The following is a 16,143-nucleotide window of genomic DNA, read 5'->3' as shown; positions in this document are numbered from 1 at the left end:
GTCGGCGCGCGAATCGCTTCGCGCACACGGTCACAGCAGTCGGATGTCTCTCTCTCGTTGAACGGCGACGGTCCACCTTGCGGGGGATTTAATGGCGGACCGAACGCATGGACTCGCGTCATGCGTCTGGATCGATAGTCCGCGAGTCAATTTCTTGACGTCAAGTGCCGTTCATGCATTGCAACGCCATGCGAAGACGCGGCAAAACAAGCCATTTCAACGACTTCATGCCGAGATGGCCTGCGCAAATTGCGAGAACGAATATCGCGTAAAGGAACAGAGGTCACATAACGCACGACGCCCATCGCAAGCGATGGGCGTTGATCTGTGCGGCGCAATGTCGCGAACGTCGAAGACCCGGCGCTAGCCGCACCACACGCGTGCATTGCGGAACATGCGCAGCCACGGCGAGTCGTCCGCCCAGCCGGCCGGCGACCAGCTCAGATTGACCGTGCGCGGCGTGCGTTCCGGATGCGGCATCAGGATGGTGGCGCGGCCGTCGCTGGTGGTCAGGCCCGTGATGCCCTCGGGCGAACCGTTGGGGTTGGTCGGGTAGCGCGTGGCCACCTGGCCATCGCCATCGACATAGCGCAGCGACACGCGCGCGGCGGCCAGGTCCACCGCCGAATCGAACTCGGCGCGGCCCTCGCCATGGGCCACGGCCACCGGAATGCGCGAGCCGGCCATGCCGCGGAAGAACACCGACGGCGATTCCACCACCTCCAGCAGCGCGGTGCGCGCCTCGAACTGCTCGCTGCGGTTGCGCAGGAAGCGCGGCCAGTGCTCGGCGCCGGGAATGATGTCCTTGAGCTGGCTCAGCATCTGGCAGCCGTTGCACACGCCCAGCGAGAAGGTCGCCTCGCGCGCGAAGAACGCGGCGAACTGCGCGCGCAATGCCGGACGTTCCAGGATCGAGGTCGCCCAGCCGCGGCCCGCGCCGAGCACGTCGCCATAGCTGAAGCCGCCGCACGCGGCCAGGCCGGTGAAGCGCTCCAGCGTCACGCGGCCCTCGATCAGATCGCTCATGTGCACGTCGAAGGCGTCGAAGCCGGCACGTTCGAAGGCGTTGGCCATCTCGATCTGGCCGTTGACGCCCTGCTCGCGCAGGATCGCGACCTTCGGCCGCGCCCCGGTGGCGATGAACGGCGCGGCCACGTCCTCGGCCGGATCGAACACCAGCTTCGGCTTCAGGCCCGGCTCGGCGAAGGTGCGCGCGGTGTGGCGCTCCTCGTCGGCGCTCTCGGGGTTGTCGCGCAGGCGCTGCATGGCGTGGGTCACCGACCACCACGCGTCGAACAGCTCCTCCCAGCGCCACTCGGCCAGCGGCTGGCCGGCCTGGGTGACGCGCACGCTCGGCGCGGTGGTGGGCCTGGCGATGCGCTGCGCGCATTCGGTCAGCGCATGGCGCTCGACCAGGTCGGCGAAGGCGGCGCGGTCCTCGGCGGCGATCTGCACGATGGCGCCGAGTTCCTCGTTGAACAGCGCGCGAAAGGCGTCCTCGCCCCAGGCATCCAGCGCGATGTCCACGCCCAGACGCGCGGCGAAGGCCATCTCGCACAGCGCGGCGAAGGCACCGCCGTCGCTGCGGTCGTGATAGGCCAGCAGCAGCCCGGCCGCGCGCGCCTCGCGCACCATCTCGAAGAAATTGCGCAGCAGCTCGGGGTTGTCCAGATCCGGCACATCGCCGCCGAAGGCCGGCAGCGCCTCGTCGCCGGCGAACACCTGCGCCAGCACCGAACCGCCCAGGCGCTGCTTGCCGCCGCCCAGCCCGATCAGCCACAGCTCGGTGTCCGGCTCGCGCGACAGCAGCGGGGTGAGCTGCGTGCGCGCGTCGTCGACCGGCGCGAAGGCGGAGATGACCAGGGAGACGGGCGAAACGCTTTTCAGCGTTTCGCCGGGAATGGGGAATGGAGAATGGGGAGTGGGCGAAGCAGAAGCGTCGGCAACCGCGGCGACCGCCGCTTCCCGATTCCCGACTCCCGATTCCCCATTCCCAGCCGTCCAAACCGCCTGCATCGACAGCGAGTCCTTGCCCACCGGGATGCTCAGGCCCAGCTGCGGACACAGCTCCATGCCGACCGCGCGCACGGCGTCGAACAGCAGCGCGTCCTCGCCGGCGTGGTTGGCCGCGGCCATCCAGTTGGCCGACAGCTTGACGTGTTCCAGCGCCGGCACCGGTGCGGCGCACAGGTTGGTGATCGCCTCGCCCACGGCCATGCGCGCCGAGGCGGCGGCATCCAGCAGCGCCAGGGGCGCGCGCTCGCCGATGGACATCGCCTCGCCGGCGAAGGTGTCGAACCCGGCCAGCGTGATCGCGCAGTCGGCCAGCGGCAGCTGCCAGGGACCGATCATCTGATCGCGCGCGGTCAGCCCGCCGACGCTGCGGTCGCCGATCGTGACCAGGAAGCTCTTGGACGCCACCGACGGATGCGCCAGCACGCGCAGCCCCGCCTCGCGCAGCTCCAGCCCCTCGGTCTTCAGCTCGGGCCAGCGCGCCGGCGCCGGATGCGCCGTATCGCGATGCATCTTCGGCGCTTTGCCGAAGAGCACGTCCATCGGCAAGTCGATCGGGTGCGGGGATTGGGGATTGGGGATTGGGGATTGGTCAGAAGCGGAAGCGGCGGGCTTGTCGATCCCGAATCCCGAATCCCGAATCCCGGCGCCCAAGACGCCATATCCCACCACCAGCCGCTCCTCGGCGGTCGCCACACCGACCGCGGCAAACGGACAGCGCTCGCGCTCGCAGATCGCGGCGAACTCGGCCAGGCGCGCCTGCGGCACGCCCAGGACGTAGCGCTCCTGCGATTCGTTGCACCACAGCTCCAGCGGCGAAAGCGAGGGATCGTCGCTGGGCACCTTGTCCAGGTCGATGATGCCGCCCACGCCCGAGTCGTGCAGCAGTTCGGGGATGGCGTTGGACAGGCCGCCGGCGCCGACGTCGTGGAACCAGCGGATCGGATTGTCCGCGCCCAGCGCCACGCAGCGGTCGATCACTTCCTGGCAGCGGCGCTCCATCTCCGGGTTGTCGCGCTGCACGCTGGCGAAATCCAGGTCCTCGGCGCTGTCGCCGGAGGCGACCGAACTGGCCGCGCCGCCGCCCAGCCCGATCAGCATCGCCGGGCCGCCCAGCACGATCACCGCATCGCCCGGCTGCAGGGTCTTCTTCTCGACCTGGCAGCGGTCGATCGCGCCCAGGCCGCCGGCCAGCATGATCGGCTTGTCGTAGGCGCGGGTCAGGCCGGCGCCTTCGGGCAGCTCGAAACTGCGGAAGTAGCCCAGCAGGTTGGGCCGACCGAATTCGTTGTTGAACGCCGCCCCGCCCAGCGGGCCGTCGAGCATGATCTCCAGCGCCGGCGCCATGCGCGGGTTGAGCGAGCGCGGAGCCTCCCACGGCTGCGGCAGCGTGGGGATGCGCAGGTGCGAGACGCTGAAGCCGGTCAGGCCGGCCTTGGGCTTGCCGCCGCGCCCGGTGGCGCCCTCGTCGCGGATCTCGCCGCCGGCGCCGGTCGAGGCGCCGGGGAAGGGCGCGATCGCGGTCGGGTGGTTGTGGGTCTCGACCTTGATCTGGAAGGCGCTGGGCAGCACCGCCTCGCTGCGGTACCGGCCGCTGGCCGGATCGGGCCGGTAGCGCGCCGCCGGCAGGCCCTCGACCACCGCGGCGTTGTCGCTGTAGGCCGACAGCGTGTACTGCGGGGTCTGCTGGTGGGTGTGCTTGATCATCTTGAACAGCGAGCGCTCCTGGGCGCGGCCGTCGATGGTCCAGCTGGCGTTGAAGATCTTGTGCCGGCAGTGCTCGGAATTGGCCTGCGCGAACATCATCAGTTCGACGTCGGACGGGTCGCGCCCCAGCGCCGCGTAGCGCGCGCGCAGGTAGTCGATCTCGTCCTGGGCCAGGGCCAGGCCGAGGCGCGCGTTGGCCGCTTCCAGCGCGTCCAACGGCACCCGCGCCAGCGCGCCGCGCGGCGGCGCCTCGAACAGCGCACCGGCCTGCTCGACGCCGGCCAGCAGCGACTGGGTCATCGGGTCGTGCAGCAGTTTGTCCAGCGCAGCGCGGGCGGCCGCATCGTCCGGCCAGCCGGCCAGGTCCACGCGCGTGCCGCGCTCGACCCGGTGCACGGCGATGCCGGCGCCGCGCAGCAGTTCGGTGGCCTTGCTCGACCAGGGCGAGCGCGTGCCCAGGCGCGGCACGACCAGGCGGCTGGTGGCCCCGTCCTCCTGCGCTGCCGGCGTGTCGCCGGCCTGCAGGATGCGGCGCAGCGCCTCCAGGTCCGGCGCGGTGCCCGGCTGCGGATCGATGAAGTAGACCTGCCAGGTGCCCAGGAGGCGGACCTGGGGGGCGACGGACTGCAGGCGGGATTCGAGCCGCGCGCGGCGGAACTGCGACAAGGCCGGCTGGCCTTCGAGGACGATCATGTCCGGGAACCGTGGGAGCCGTGGAGCGGGGCCGCCCATTGTACCGGCGGCGGGCGCCGTCATGGCGGCGCAGGGCTTTCCCGGAAGACCCTCATCGCCGCCGTGGCGCCCCCACCTGTAGAGCGGAGCTTGCTCCGCTGCTTTTCGGCCGGATCGTGGGAAAGCCCCAGCGGAGTCCCCAAGGGGGGATTGCCACAAGCTCCGCTCTACAGGCAGGTCACTGCTAGATTCGAGGAGGCCGTTGCTCCCACGCCTTTACGGCATCCCGGCGCTCTTGGCCTTGGCGGCGTCGGCGGCCGCCAGCTTGTCCAGCGCCGCACGCATCTCGGCCGGCGGCAGGTAGCCGCCGATCTGGTTGCCGTCCGGGGCGAACACGGCCGGGGTGCCGTTGACCCCCAGGCGCTGACCGACGTTGTATTCCATGTTCACCGGGTTGTTGCAGTCGCGCGCGGTGACCTGGCCGCTGGCCTTGGCCTCGGTCAGGGCCTTGCGGCGATCGGCCGCGCACCAGACCGAGATCATGTCCTTATGGTCCTGGCTGCCCAGGCCCATGCGCGGCCAGGCCAGGTATTCCACCGCGATCCCCTGCTTGTTGTAGTCGGCGATCTGGCTGTGCAGCTTGCGGCAGTAGCCGCACTCGATGTCGGTGAACACGCTGACGGTGTACTTGGGATTGGCCGGCGCGAACACGATGCGGTCGGCCTGCTTGACCGACTTGAGCAGGTTCTGGCGGTACTGGGCCAGCGCGTCGCTGCCCTGCATCAGGTCCTTGCGCTGGGCCACGTCGATCACGTTGCCCTGGACCAGGTACTTGCCGTCGTCGCTGATGTAGACCAGCTGGCCGGCGGCGATCACCTCGCGGAAGCCTGGCAGCGGCGCCTTGCCGATGTAGTCCACGTCGACCTGGGGATTGAGCTGCTTGAGCGCGGCGCGGACCCGGGCTTCGACCTGGTCGTTGCCGGCCGGCGCGGCCGCAGCAGCGGCGGTGGCGGGCTTGGCGGTATCGGCGGCGGACTGCGGCGACTTGGCGCAGGCGGTCAGGCTCAGGCCGGTCAGCAGGACGAGGGGGACAAGACGGCGCATCGTGGGACTTCCTGGTTCGGGGCCGGCGGCCGCGGACGGCGCTCGGCGCGGGGCCCCGCCAGGCGGGGCATCGGACCGGATTCTCGCACAGGCCGGCTGAAGGGCTTGCGCGGCGGCGGCCCGCCCCAGGAGCGGCGTGCCCCGCTGCGCTCGGTGGGAGCCGGCATGCCGGCGAGGGGCTTTCCCGGGAAGGCCGCATCTCCGCCATTGGCCGAAAATGCCACAAGGGCGGCTCCCACCTGTAGAGCGGAGCTTGCTCCGCTGCTCTTCGTTCGGTTCGTGGGGAAGGCCCCAGCGGAGCAAGCTCCGCTCTACAAACGGGCGGCCGCTTGCGTTGAGGAGCCAGTTGCTCCCACAAAAGCGCGCCCATCGCGCCGGCTGCGCCATGCGACCCTGAATGGCGCAGTTGGGTCGCGCGATGACGCCCCCCGGCCGAGCGAGCCCTAGCCGGGCGCTCACCCCCTCGGGTGATGCTTCGCATGCAGCTGCTGCAGATGCTGGCGGGCGACCAGGGTGTAGATCTGGGTGGTGGACAGCGAGCTGTGGCCCAGCATCAGCTGCAGCGAGCGCAGGTCCGCGCCGCGGTTGAGCAGGTGGGTGGCGAAGCTGTGGCGCAGGCCGTGCGGGCTGACCCTGGCGGCGTCGATCCCGGCCAGGACCGCGTAGCGCTTCACCAGCCCCCAGAACGCCTGCCGGCTCAGCGGCTGGCCGGCCGCGTCGATGAACAGCGGCGTGCGGCCGTCGCCCCGCGCCGCGCCGCGCTTGCCCGCCAGCTGCGCGCGCGCGCCGTCGAGATAGCGCTGCAGCCAGTGCTGGGATTCCTCGCCCAGCGGCACCATCCGCTCCTTGCTGCCCTTGCCCAGCACGCGCAGCGCGCCCTGGCGCAGGTTGACGCCGGCGTCGGCCAGGCCCACCAGCTCGCTCACGCGCAGGCCGCAGGCGTACATCAGCTCCAGCATCGCGCGATCGCGCAGGCCCAGCGGGGTGTCCACGTCGGGCGCGGCCAGCAGCGCGTCGATCTGGCTCTCCGACAGCGCCTTGGGCAGCGCGCGCGGCAGCTTGGGCGGATCGAGCAGCGCGGTCGGGTCGTCCGCGCGTGCGCCACGTCGCACCAGCTGGCCGTAGAAGGCCCGCAGGCACGAGAGCAGGCGTGCGTTGCTGCGCGGCGAATAGCCCTGGCGCGTGCGCCAGGCCAGGTAGTCGAAGATCAGGGCACGATCGGCACTCGCCAGCACGTTGTCCGTGGCGGCCATCCCCGGCGGGGCGCTCGCTGGCGCGCGAGCCGGTGGCTCGCCGCCGCGCCAACTCGCCCAGCGGGCGAAGCCCTGCAGATCGCGCCGGTAGCTGTCCAGGGTGGCGCGGGCCAGGCCGCCTTCGGCCCAGATGGCGTCGAGGAAACGGTCGATCTGGCGCTGGTCGGCATCGCCGCAGGGCGGCAGCTCGGCCACGCGCTGGCGGCGTTCGGCGGGGGTACTCATGCCGGCAAGGGTAGCGCCTGCCATCGAGGCGGCGGACTGCGCCGCCAAGGGACACGGCGGTGCGCGCCGGCCCGGGCGCGCTCTATGCTGGCGGCCATGTCCGCCGAACCCGACGCCGCCCCGCTCGCCCTGCCCGCGCCCCGCCGCGCCTACGTCGGCCGGCGGCTGCTGGCGCTGTTCTACGACGCCTGGCCGGCGCTGGCGCTGTGGTTCGCGGTATCCGCGGCCTTCACCGCCGGCTACACCTATCTGGGCCACCACGCCGCACGGCAGAACATCGCCCCGTTCAGCGCCCTGCAGTGGCTGCTGTGGCTGTGCTGCTGGCTGGTGACCGGTCTGTACGCCACGCTGAGCTGGCGCCGCGGCGGCCAGACCCTGGGCATGCGCCCGTGGAAGATCGCGGTGGCCGGCGCCTCCGCCGCGCGTCCGTCCTGGACCGCGCTGTGGCTGCGCTACGGCGTGGGCACCCTGTCGCTGCTGTGCGGCGGCCTGGGCTTCTGGTGGGCCTGGATCGACCGCGAGCGCCTGACCTGGCATGACCGCGCCAGCGGCACACGCGTGGTGAGACTGGGCGTGAGCGGTGAAGCGAGGAGTGAGGAGTGAGCAAGCGCGAGGAAGGCGCGGCGCGCCGCCTTCGCTCACTCCTGCCGTCTAGCTGCTTCTGCGCTTGAACAGCCAGTACGAGATCACCAGCATCAGCACCGGCGTGGCTGTATAGGCCAGGCGGTAATCCAGGCGCAGCGCCGTGCCCATGCGGCCGAACAGCAGCTGCAACAGCCAGAACGCCAGCGCGAACATGATGCCCAGGAACAGGCGCTTGCCCATGCCGCCGCTGCGCAGGCTGCCGAAGGCGAACGGGATCGCCGCCAGGCACAGCGCCAGCACGTTGATCGGATAGAACCAGCGGCCCCAGTAGACCTCTTCGTAGTCGCGCGCATCCAGGCTGTTGCGGGTGCGGTAGTCGATGCTGCGCGACAGGTCGGCGGCGGACATGTAGCGCGGCTGCCCCAGCGTGGCCGCCAGCGCGGCCGGATCGAGCTTGGAGGGCCAGTTCTCCTGCGGCAGCTTCTCCTGCTGCACCGAGCGCGGCGCGAACGTGGTGCGTGTGACGTTCCTCAGCAGCCAGCTATCGGTGACGTGCACCGCGTTGGCCGCGTGGGTGATCGAGGCCAGGCGGCCGTCGGCGTCGAGCTGATACAGGCGCACGTCCTGCAGCTGCAGCTGCGAATTGCCGTCGGCGCCGGCCACCAGATCGCCGGACTGGGCGTTGAGGAAGGTATCGCCCTCGCGCGCCCACAGCCCGGCGTACATGCCGCGCGCCACGTTGCCGAACTTGGCCGCCGCCTTGAGATTGTCGGCCTGGGTCTGGCCCCAGGCGCCGGCGGTCTCCATGCACAGCACCATGCCGGCGGTGAGGATCGCCAGGGTCACCGCCACCGACAGACTCAGCCGGCGCCGCGACAGGCCCAGCGCGCGCAGCGCTGTCAGCTCGGAGCTGGCGGCCAGCTGGCCCAGGCCCATCAGCGCGCCGATCACCGCGGCGGTCGGGAACAGCGTGTAGGCCCGGCGCGGCACCGTGTACAGGGTGAACACGATCGCGTGGGTGAATGTGAAGTTGCCGCGCCCGACGTCGCGCAGCTGGCCGGAGATGCCGTTGGTCACGTCCAGGCCGAGCAGCACCGCCCAGACCAGCAGCACGGTGCCCAGCACCACCTTGCCCACGTACAGGTCGTGGATGCGCGGGGTGAACCTCATGCGCGCGCTCCCTTCGGGCGGGAGAGCCGGCCGTCACGCAGATAGGCCCAGACGCCCAGCGCCAGCAGCGGCAGGCTCAGCCACCACAGGCCCAGCGCGCCGGGCAGCTTGCCGTTGGCCAGCCACTGGCTGCCGTTGATCATCATCAGGAAGGCCACCAGATAGCCGAGGAAGCCCAGCATCACCCGCCCGTAGCGCGACTGGCGCGGCGCGCTGCGCGCCAGCGGCAGGGTCAGCAGGGCGAAGGCCAGGCACAGCAGCGGCGGGGTGATGCGGGTCTGCAGCTGGGCGTTGGCCTCCGGCCGGGCATCGCCGAGCAGCTGGCTGGTCGGCAGCAGCTCGGGATCGTCCTGGGTCTTCTTGTCGCTGCCGTCGGGCAGGGCGACCTCGTTGCTGGCATAGCGCATCATGCGGTAGTCCTTGCCGTCGCCAGCCGGGCCTTCCACGCGGTAGCCGTCCTCCAGCTTCAAAAAGCGCGAGGTCTCGCCCTCGAAGTACATGTGCCCGGTCTTGGCGGTGACCACGTCCAGCCGGTCGCCCTGCTGGCGCTGCATGAACACCTTGGACAGGCGCGTGCCGTCGCTGGACATGCCGTTGACGTAGACCACCCCGCCGTTGCTGAGCACCGTGAACTGGCCCGGCTCCAGCCCGGCCAGGATCAGCGAGCGGTTGGCGTTGTCGATCATCGCCTGGCTGGTGCGCAGCGACAGCGGGCCGGCCCACAGCGAGACCGTGGCCACGATCGCCACGATCGGCACCACCAGCAGCAGCAGCGGGCGCAGCAGGCGCCGCGGGCCCACGCCGATCGAGGTCAGCACCGCCATTTCCGAGTCGCGGTACAGGCGGGCGATGGCCAGCATCAGGCCCAGCATCAGCGCCAGGGACAGGATCAGGGGCAGAAACTGCACCGTGGCCAGCCCCAGCTGGGACAGCAGCAGCCCGGCCGGCAGCTTGCCGTTGGCCACATCGCCCAGCACGTCGACCAGCAGGCCGCCCATGCTCACGATCAGCAGCACCATCAGCGCGGCCAGGAAGCTCTGGGTGAACTCGGAGAACAGGTAGCGGTCCAGCTTCGGCATCGGATGGGGTTGCCTTACAATTGCAGGTTCGAATGCCGGTGCGCGCACGCGCGGACCGAGTCGGCGCCGGGGCATCCAGCATCGCGGCGGCCGGCGATTGTACGTAACTGCTGGTGAAACCGACTCGACGGAAATTGCGCAATGGCCCTGGAATTCACCCTGAACCACGACACGCCCACCACCGCCGCAGTGGATTGCGTGGTCGTGGGTGTCTATGCGGACAAGACCCTGAGCCCGTCGGCGGCCGCCATCGACGCCGCCAGCCAGGGCCGCCTGGCCGCGCTGGCCCAGCGCGGCGACGCCCCGGGCCGCAGCGGCAAGATCACCGCCGTCTACGACCTGCCCGGCGTGAAGGCCCCGCGCGTGCTGCTGGTCGGCCTGGGCGAGCCGGCCAAGTTCAACGTGCCGGCCTACCTGAAGGCGCTCACCGAGGCCGCCCGCGCGCTCAAGGACGGCCCGTCCGCCTCGGCCCTAGTGACCCTGACCGAGCTGGAGGTCCCCGGCCGCGACGCCGCCTGGGCGATCCGCCAGGCCGTGGCCGCCACCGAGCACGCCACCTACCGCTACACCGCCACGCTGGGCAAGAAGAAGCCCGACCCGCAGGCGCTGGCCCAGGTGGCCTTCCTCGGCAGCGACGCCGCCGCGCTGGCCCAGGGCATCGCCATCGCCAACGGCGTGAAGTTCACCCGCGAGCTGGGCAACCTGCCGCCGAACGTCTGCACCCCGGCCTACCTGGCCCAGCAAGCGCAGGACTTCGCCGCCCAGCATGACGGCGCCCAGGCCGAGATCCTGGACGACGCGGCGATGGAGGCCCTGGGCATGGGTTCGCTGCTGGCCGTGGCCCGCGGCTCGGCCAACCGCCCGCGCCTGATCGTGCTCAAGTGGAACGGCGCGGACGATGCGTCGGCCAAGCCCTACGTGCTGGTCGGCAAGGGCATCACCTTCGACACCGGCGGCGTCAACCTGAAGACCCAGGGCGGCATCGAGGAGATGAAGTACGACATGTGCGGCGGCGCCACGGTGCTGGGCACGTTCGTGGCGGCGGTCGGCCTGAAGCTGCCGCTGAACCTGGTGGTGGTGGTGCCGGCGGTGGAGAACGCCATCGACGGCAACGCCTATCGTCCCTCGGACGTCATCACCTCCATGTCCGGGCGCACCATCGAGGTCGGCAACACCGACGCCGAAGGCCGCCTGATCCTGTGCGACGCGCTGACCTACGCCGAGCGCTTCAAGCCCGAGGCCCTGGTCGACGTGGCCACGCTCACCGGCGCCTGCATGGTCGCACTGGGCCGCCATGCCGCTGGCCTGATGAGCAAGCACGACGACCTGAGCGAGGAACTGCTCAGCGCCGGCGAGCACGTCTACGACCGCGCCTGGCGCCTGCCGCTGTGGGACGAGTACCAGTCCCAGCTCGAGTCCACCTTCGCCGACGTCTACAACATCGGCGGCCGCTGGGGCGGTGCGATCACCGCCGGCTGCTTCCTGGCGCGCTTCACCGAAGGCCAGCGCTGGGCGCACCTGGACATCGCCGGCGTGGCCAACGACGAGGGCAAGCGCGGCATGGCCACCGGTCGCCCGGTGAACCTGCTGGCGCAGTGGCTGCTGGACCGCGCCTTTGGCACGGCCGGGAATTGAGAACCGGGAATCGGGAATGGTGAGACGCCCGAGTCCCGATCCGTCGCCGATGCGCGGCCACCTTGCCGCGCACCGCTCCTTCGATTGCCGATTCCCCACTCCCCATTCCCAGCCCCCATGCGCGCCGACTTCTACCTGATCGCCAAGCCGCGCTTCCTCGAGGCGCCGCTGAACCTGGTCTGCGAACTGGCCAAGCGCGCCTACGCCTCCAACCAGCCCACGCTGATCCTGGCGCGCGACGCCGCCCAGGCCGAGGAGCTGGACGAGCTGCTGTGGGCCTTCGAGGACGATGCCTACGTGCCGCACCAGATCGCCGGCACCGACGAGGACGACGACATCACCCCGGTGCTGATCGCCGCGCCGGAGCTGGACGCCGCGCCGCGCCCGCTGGTGATCAACCTGCGCGACGCCGCCTATGCCGGCGCCTGCGAGCGCGTGCTGGAGGTCGTCCCGGCCGACCCGGCCGCGCGCGAGCCGCTGCGCGAACGCTGGCGCCAGTACCAGGCGCGCGGGTTCGCGCTCAACAAGCACGATATGTGATGACGCCGGGAGTCGGGATGGAGCATCGGGGATCCTGATCCCGCTTCACCGATCGCGGCCGACGCCGCCCCCCCGCCTTGTCGATTCCCCATTCCCGATTGCCGATGTCCCGCCTATGACCACCCTCGCCTCCAGCTACGACCCGAAAGCCTTCGAAGCGCGCCTGTACGCGCAGTGGGAAGCCGACGGCGCGTTCAAGCCCTCCGGCACCGGCACGCCGTACACCATCCTGCTGCCGCCGCCCAACGTCACCGGCACGCTGCACATGGGCCACGCGTTCCAGCAGACGCTGATGGATGCGCTGATGCGCTACCACCGCATGCGTGGCTTCGACGCGCTGTGGCAGGTGGGCACCGACCATGCCGGCATCGCCACCGAGATGGTGGTCAGCCGCAACCTGGCGCTGGAGGGCAAGGGCGAAACGCGCGATTCGCTGGGCCGCGAGGGCTTCATCGCCAAGGTCTGGGAATGGAAGCAGCAGTCCGGCGACACCATCGAGCGCCAGATGCGCCGGCTCGGCACCTCGGCCGACTGGTCGCGCAGCACCTTCACCATGGACCCGCAGCCCTCTGCGGCGGTGACCGAGGCCTTCGTGCGCTGGTACGAGCAGGGCCTGATCTACCGCGGCCAGCGCCTGGTCAACTGGGACCCGGTGCTGAAGACGGCGATCTCCGACCTGGAGGTGGAGAACGTCGAGGAAGACGGCTTTTTGTGGTCGATCCGCTATCCGCTGGCCGATGGCGCCACCTATGAGCACGTCGAAGTGGATGCCGACGGCCAGGAGACCCTGCGCGAGTTCCGCGACTACCTGGTGGTGGCTACCACGCGCCCGGAGACCATGCTCGGCGACACGGCGGTGATGATCCATCCGGAGGATCCGCGCTACGCCGGGCTGATCGGCAAGGCGGTGGCGCTGCCGCTGAGCCAGCGCACCATCCCGGTGATCGGCGACGACTATGTGGATCGCGACTTCGGCACCGGCGTGGTCAAGGTGACCCCGGCGCACGACTTCAACGACTACCAGGTCGGCGTGCGCCACGAGCTGCCGATGATCAACCTGTTCACGCCCACCGCCGCGCTCAACGAGAACGCGCCGCACAAGTACCAGGGCCTGGACCGCTACGCCGCGCGCAAGGCGGTGCTGGCCGACCTGGAGGCGCTCGGCCTGCTGGTGGAGACCAAGCCGCACAAGCTGCAGGTGCCGCGCGGCGACCGCACCGGCCAGGTGATCGAGCCCTACCTGACCGACCAGTGGTTCGTGAAGATGGACGGGCTCGCCAAGCGCGGCCTGGAGCTAGTCGAATCCGGCCAGATCCGCTTCGTCCCGCCGAACTGGATCAACACCTACCGCCACTGGATGGAGAACATCCAGGACTGGTGCATCAGCCGCCAGCTGTGGTGGGGCCATCGCATCCCGGCCTGGTTCGACGCGGCCGGCAAGTACTACGTGGGCCGCGACGAGGCGCAGGTGCGCGCCGAGCACGGCCTGGGCGACGAGGTGGTGCTGACTCAGGACAGCGACGTGCTGGAGACCTGGTTCTCCTCGCAGCTGTGGCCGTTCTCCACGCTGGGCTGGCCCGAAGAGCAGGCGATGGAGCAGCGCGGCTTCGATCGCTACCTGCCCTCGGACGTGCTGGTCACGGGCTTTGACATCATCTTCTTCTGGGTGGCGCGCATGGTCATGGCCACCGACAGCTTCACCGGCAAGATCCCGTTCCGCGATGTCTACATGACCGGCCTGATCCGCGACGCGCAGGGCCAGAAGATGTCCAAGTCCAAGGGCAACGTGCTAGACCCGCTGGACATCATCGACGGCATCGCGCTGGAGGATCTGGTCGCCAAGCGCACCAGCGGGCTGATGCAGCCGCGCCTGGCCGAGAAGATCGAGAAGGCCACGCGCAAGGAGTTCCCCGACGGCATCGCCGCCCACGGCGCCGACGCGCTGCGCTTCACCATCGCCGCGCTGGCCACGCACGGGCGCGACATCAAGTTCGACCTGGGCCGCGCCGAGGGCTACAAGAACTTCTGCAACAAGCTGTGGAACGCCACGCGCTTCGTGCTGATGAACACCGAGGGCGCGCAGTTCGCCGGCGCCCCGCAGCCGGTCACCGACGCGGAAAAGTGGATCCTGGCCGGCCTGGCGCGCGTGTCCGGCGAGGCCGCCGAGCACTTCGCCAGCTACCGCTTCGACCTGCTGGCGCAGTGCCTGTACGAGTTCGCCTGGAACCAGTTCTGCGACTGGTTCGTCGAGCTGGCCAAGCCCGCGCTGAGCGGCGCGGCAGACGCGGCCGCCGCCGACAGCACCCGCCACACCCTGCTCTATGTGCTGGAGCAGCTGCTGCGCCTGCTGCATCCGCTGGCGCCGTTCGTCACCGAGGAGCTGTGGCAGCAGGTCGCCCCGCGCGTGGGCGTGACCGGCCGCAGCATCTCGCTGCAGGCCTACCCCACCGCGCAGGCACTGGACGCGACCGGCTACGCCGGCGCCGAGGCCGACGTGGAATGGCTCAAGGCCATCATCAGCGCCCTGCGCCGCGTGCGCAGCGAGCTGCAGGTGTCCCCGGGCAAGAGCGTGCGCCTGCTGCTGCAGGCCGGCGACGCGCAGGACCGTGCGCGCGTGGCGCGCTTCGACTCGCAGCTGCGCTTCCTGCTCAGGCTCGAGGCGATCGACTGGCTGGACGGCGGCGATGCGCCGGCCTCGGCCGCCGCGGTGGTGGGCGAGCTGCGCCTGCTGGTGCCGCTGGAGGGCCTGGTCGACCTGGACGCCGAGCGCGCGCGCCTGGACAAGGAGATCGCCCGGGTCGCCGGCGAGCGCGAGAAGAGCGAAGCCAAGCTGGCCAAGTTCAGCGACAAGGTGCCGGCGGCGGTGGTCGAACAGGAGCGCGCGCGCCTGGCCGACTGGACCGCGCAGCTGACGGCCCTGCGGGAGCAGCGCGCCAAGCTGTGATCCTGCGGTGGCGCCTTGTAGAAGCCGGGTGCGAGCCTGCCGATCGCTTGAAGCGGGCCTGCTAGCTGCTTGAGTTGAGCCTGCTAGCTGCTTGATTCGGGCCTGCTGATTGCTTGATGCAAGGCTGCTGATCGCTCGAGGTGAGCCTGCTGATAGCTCGAGATGAGGCTGGTGGTAGCTTGGTGGGAGCCGGCATGCCGGCTCCCACCCAGCCTCACCCAGCCTTACCCCATCCCCGCTTCAGGCCTGCCCATGCCGCTTAGCGTCTTCTGCCTGGTGCTGTTCGCCGCGCTGATGCACGCGAGCTGGAACGCGCTCGTCAAGGGCGCGCCCGACAAGCTGCTGACCACCGTGCTGGTGTCCGGCTTCGCCGCACTGATCGCGGCCTGCGCCCTGCCCTTCCTGCCCGCACCGGCCTCAGCGAGCTGGCCGTTCCTGGTGGTCTCGCCCCTGCTGCAGGCGCTGTACTTCGCCCTGGTGGCGCGCTGCTACCACGTGGCCGACATGAGCCAGGCCTATCCGCTGATGCGCGGCGCCGCGCCGCTGCTGGTGGCCGTCGTCGGCGTGCTGTGGCTGGGCGAACCCCTCGCACCGCTCGCCTGGCTGGGCATCGCCGTGGTGTGCGCGGGCGTGCTGGCGATGGCGCTGGGCAGCGGTCGCCTGCACCACGCCGCCCTGCCCCTGCTCAATGCCGCGGTGATCGCCGGCTACACGCTGCTGGATGCCGCCGGCGCGCGGCGTTCCGGCCATCCCCTGAGCTATACGCTGTGGCTGTTCGCGCTGACCGCCCTGCCGCTGCTGGCCTGGGCGCTGCTGGCGCGGCGCGCGGCCTTTCTCGCCTACCTGCGCGGCAACGCCGCGCGCGGCCTGGCGGGCGGCGTGGGCACGCTGCTGTCCTACAGCCTGGCGCTGTGGGCGATGACCCGCGCGCCGGTCGCGCTGGTGGCGGCCCTGCGCGAAAGCGCGATCGTGTTCGGCCTGGGCATCTCGGTGCTGCTGCTCAAGGAGCGGCCGCCGCGGGCGCGCTTGCTCGCTGCGGGGGTGATCGCCCTCGGTGTGGCGGTGCTGCGGCTGGCTTGAGCAAGCCGGCATGGCAATAAAGGATTTTGTGGGAGCAACGGTCTCTCAGATCGAGTCGCAGCCTTCTTGTAGAGCGGAGCTTGTGGCAATCCCCTCTTGGGGGCTCCGCTGGTTTCGGCCGGATCGTCGGGAAGCC

The 16,143-nt window shown here is 70.6% G+C and carries 10 protein-coding genes; 5 read left to right on the top strand and 5 right to left on the bottom strand.

Going from position 1 to position 16,143, the window contains the following annotated elements; genetic code table 11:
* Positions 1-363: 363 nt before the first annotated feature.
* The 3 genes from purL to QE438_RS18035 form a co-directional block, all read right to left on the bottom strand.
* Positions 364-4,413, bottom strand: a complete 4,050-nt coding sequence (purL, locus tag QE438_RS18045; RefSeq protein ID WP_306993630.1) for a phosphoribosylformylglycinamidine synthase — start codon at positions 4,411-4,413, stop codon at positions 364-366.
* Positions 4,414-4,668: 255 nt separating this feature from the next.
* Positions 4,669-5,496 (bottom strand): DsbC family protein, encoded by an 828-nt coding sequence (locus tag QE438_RS18040; RefSeq protein ID WP_306993633.1) that lies wholly within the window; start codon positions 5,494-5,496, stop codon positions 4,669-4,671.
* A 455-nt stretch (positions 5,497-5,951) separates the two neighbouring features.
* A complete protein-coding gene (locus QE438_RS18035) occupies positions 5,952-6,974 on the bottom strand; it encodes a site-specific tyrosine recombinase XerD (RefSeq protein ID WP_306993635.1) in 1,023 nt (340 codons plus the stop codon).
* A 96-nt stretch (positions 6,975-7,070) separates the two neighbouring features.
* Here QE438_RS18035 and QE438_RS18030 point away from each other — a divergent pair, with 96 nt between their 5' ends.
* Positions 7,071-7,577 (top strand): RDD family protein, encoded by a 507-nt coding sequence (locus QE438_RS18030; protein WP_306993637.1) that lies wholly within the window; start codon positions 7,071-7,073, stop codon positions 7,575-7,577.
* A gap of 48 nt (positions 7,578-7,625) precedes the next feature.
* On the opposite strand, the gene lptG is transcribed toward QE438_RS18030, so the two are convergent.
* Entirely contained in the window at positions 7,626-8,729 is a 1,104-nt protein-coding gene (gene lptG / locus QE438_RS18025; protein WP_130523127.1) for an LPS export ABC transporter permease LptG, read from the bottom strand.
* Entirely contained in the window at positions 8,726-9,808 is a 1,083-nt protein-coding gene (gene lptF, locus QE438_RS18020; RefSeq protein WP_130515332.1) for an LPS export ABC transporter permease LptF, read from the bottom strand. Before lptF ends, lptG begins: the two co-directional genes overlap by 4 nt.
* 141 nt (positions 9,809-9,949) lie before the next feature.
* Here lptF and QE438_RS18015 point away from each other — a divergent pair, with 141 nt between their 5' ends.
* From QE438_RS18015 to QE438_RS18000, 4 genes are all read left to right on the top strand, one after another.
* Positions 9,950-11,443, top strand: a complete 1,494-nt coding sequence (locus QE438_RS18015) for a leucyl aminopeptidase (RefSeq protein WP_306993639.1) — start codon at positions 9,950-9,952, stop codon at positions 11,441-11,443.
* Positions 11,444-11,560: 117 nt separating this feature from the next.
* On the top strand, positions 11,561-11,983 hold the full coding sequence (locus QE438_RS18010; protein WP_130523125.1) for a DNA polymerase III subunit chi: 423 nt from the start codon (positions 11,561-11,563) through the stop codon (positions 11,981-11,983).
* A 115-nt stretch (positions 11,984-12,098) separates the two neighbouring features.
* On the top strand, positions 12,099-14,927 hold the full coding sequence (locus QE438_RS18005; protein ID WP_306993643.1) for a valine--tRNA ligase: 2,829 nt from the start codon (positions 12,099-12,101) through the stop codon (positions 14,925-14,927).
* Positions 14,928-15,179: 252 nt separating this feature from the next.
* Entirely contained in the window at positions 15,180-16,007 is an 828-nt protein-coding gene (locus QE438_RS18000; protein WP_306993645.1) for an EamA family transporter, read from the top strand.
* Positions 16,008-16,143: the final 136 nt, after the last annotated feature.

This window comes from Pseudoxanthomonas sp. SORGH_AS_0997 (assembly GCF_031453535.1).
GTDB lineage: Bacteria > Pseudomonadota > Gammaproteobacteria > Xanthomonadales > Xanthomonadaceae > Pseudoxanthomonas_A > Pseudoxanthomonas_A winnipegensis.
This window is presented reverse-complemented; position numbering and strand designations above follow the sequence as displayed.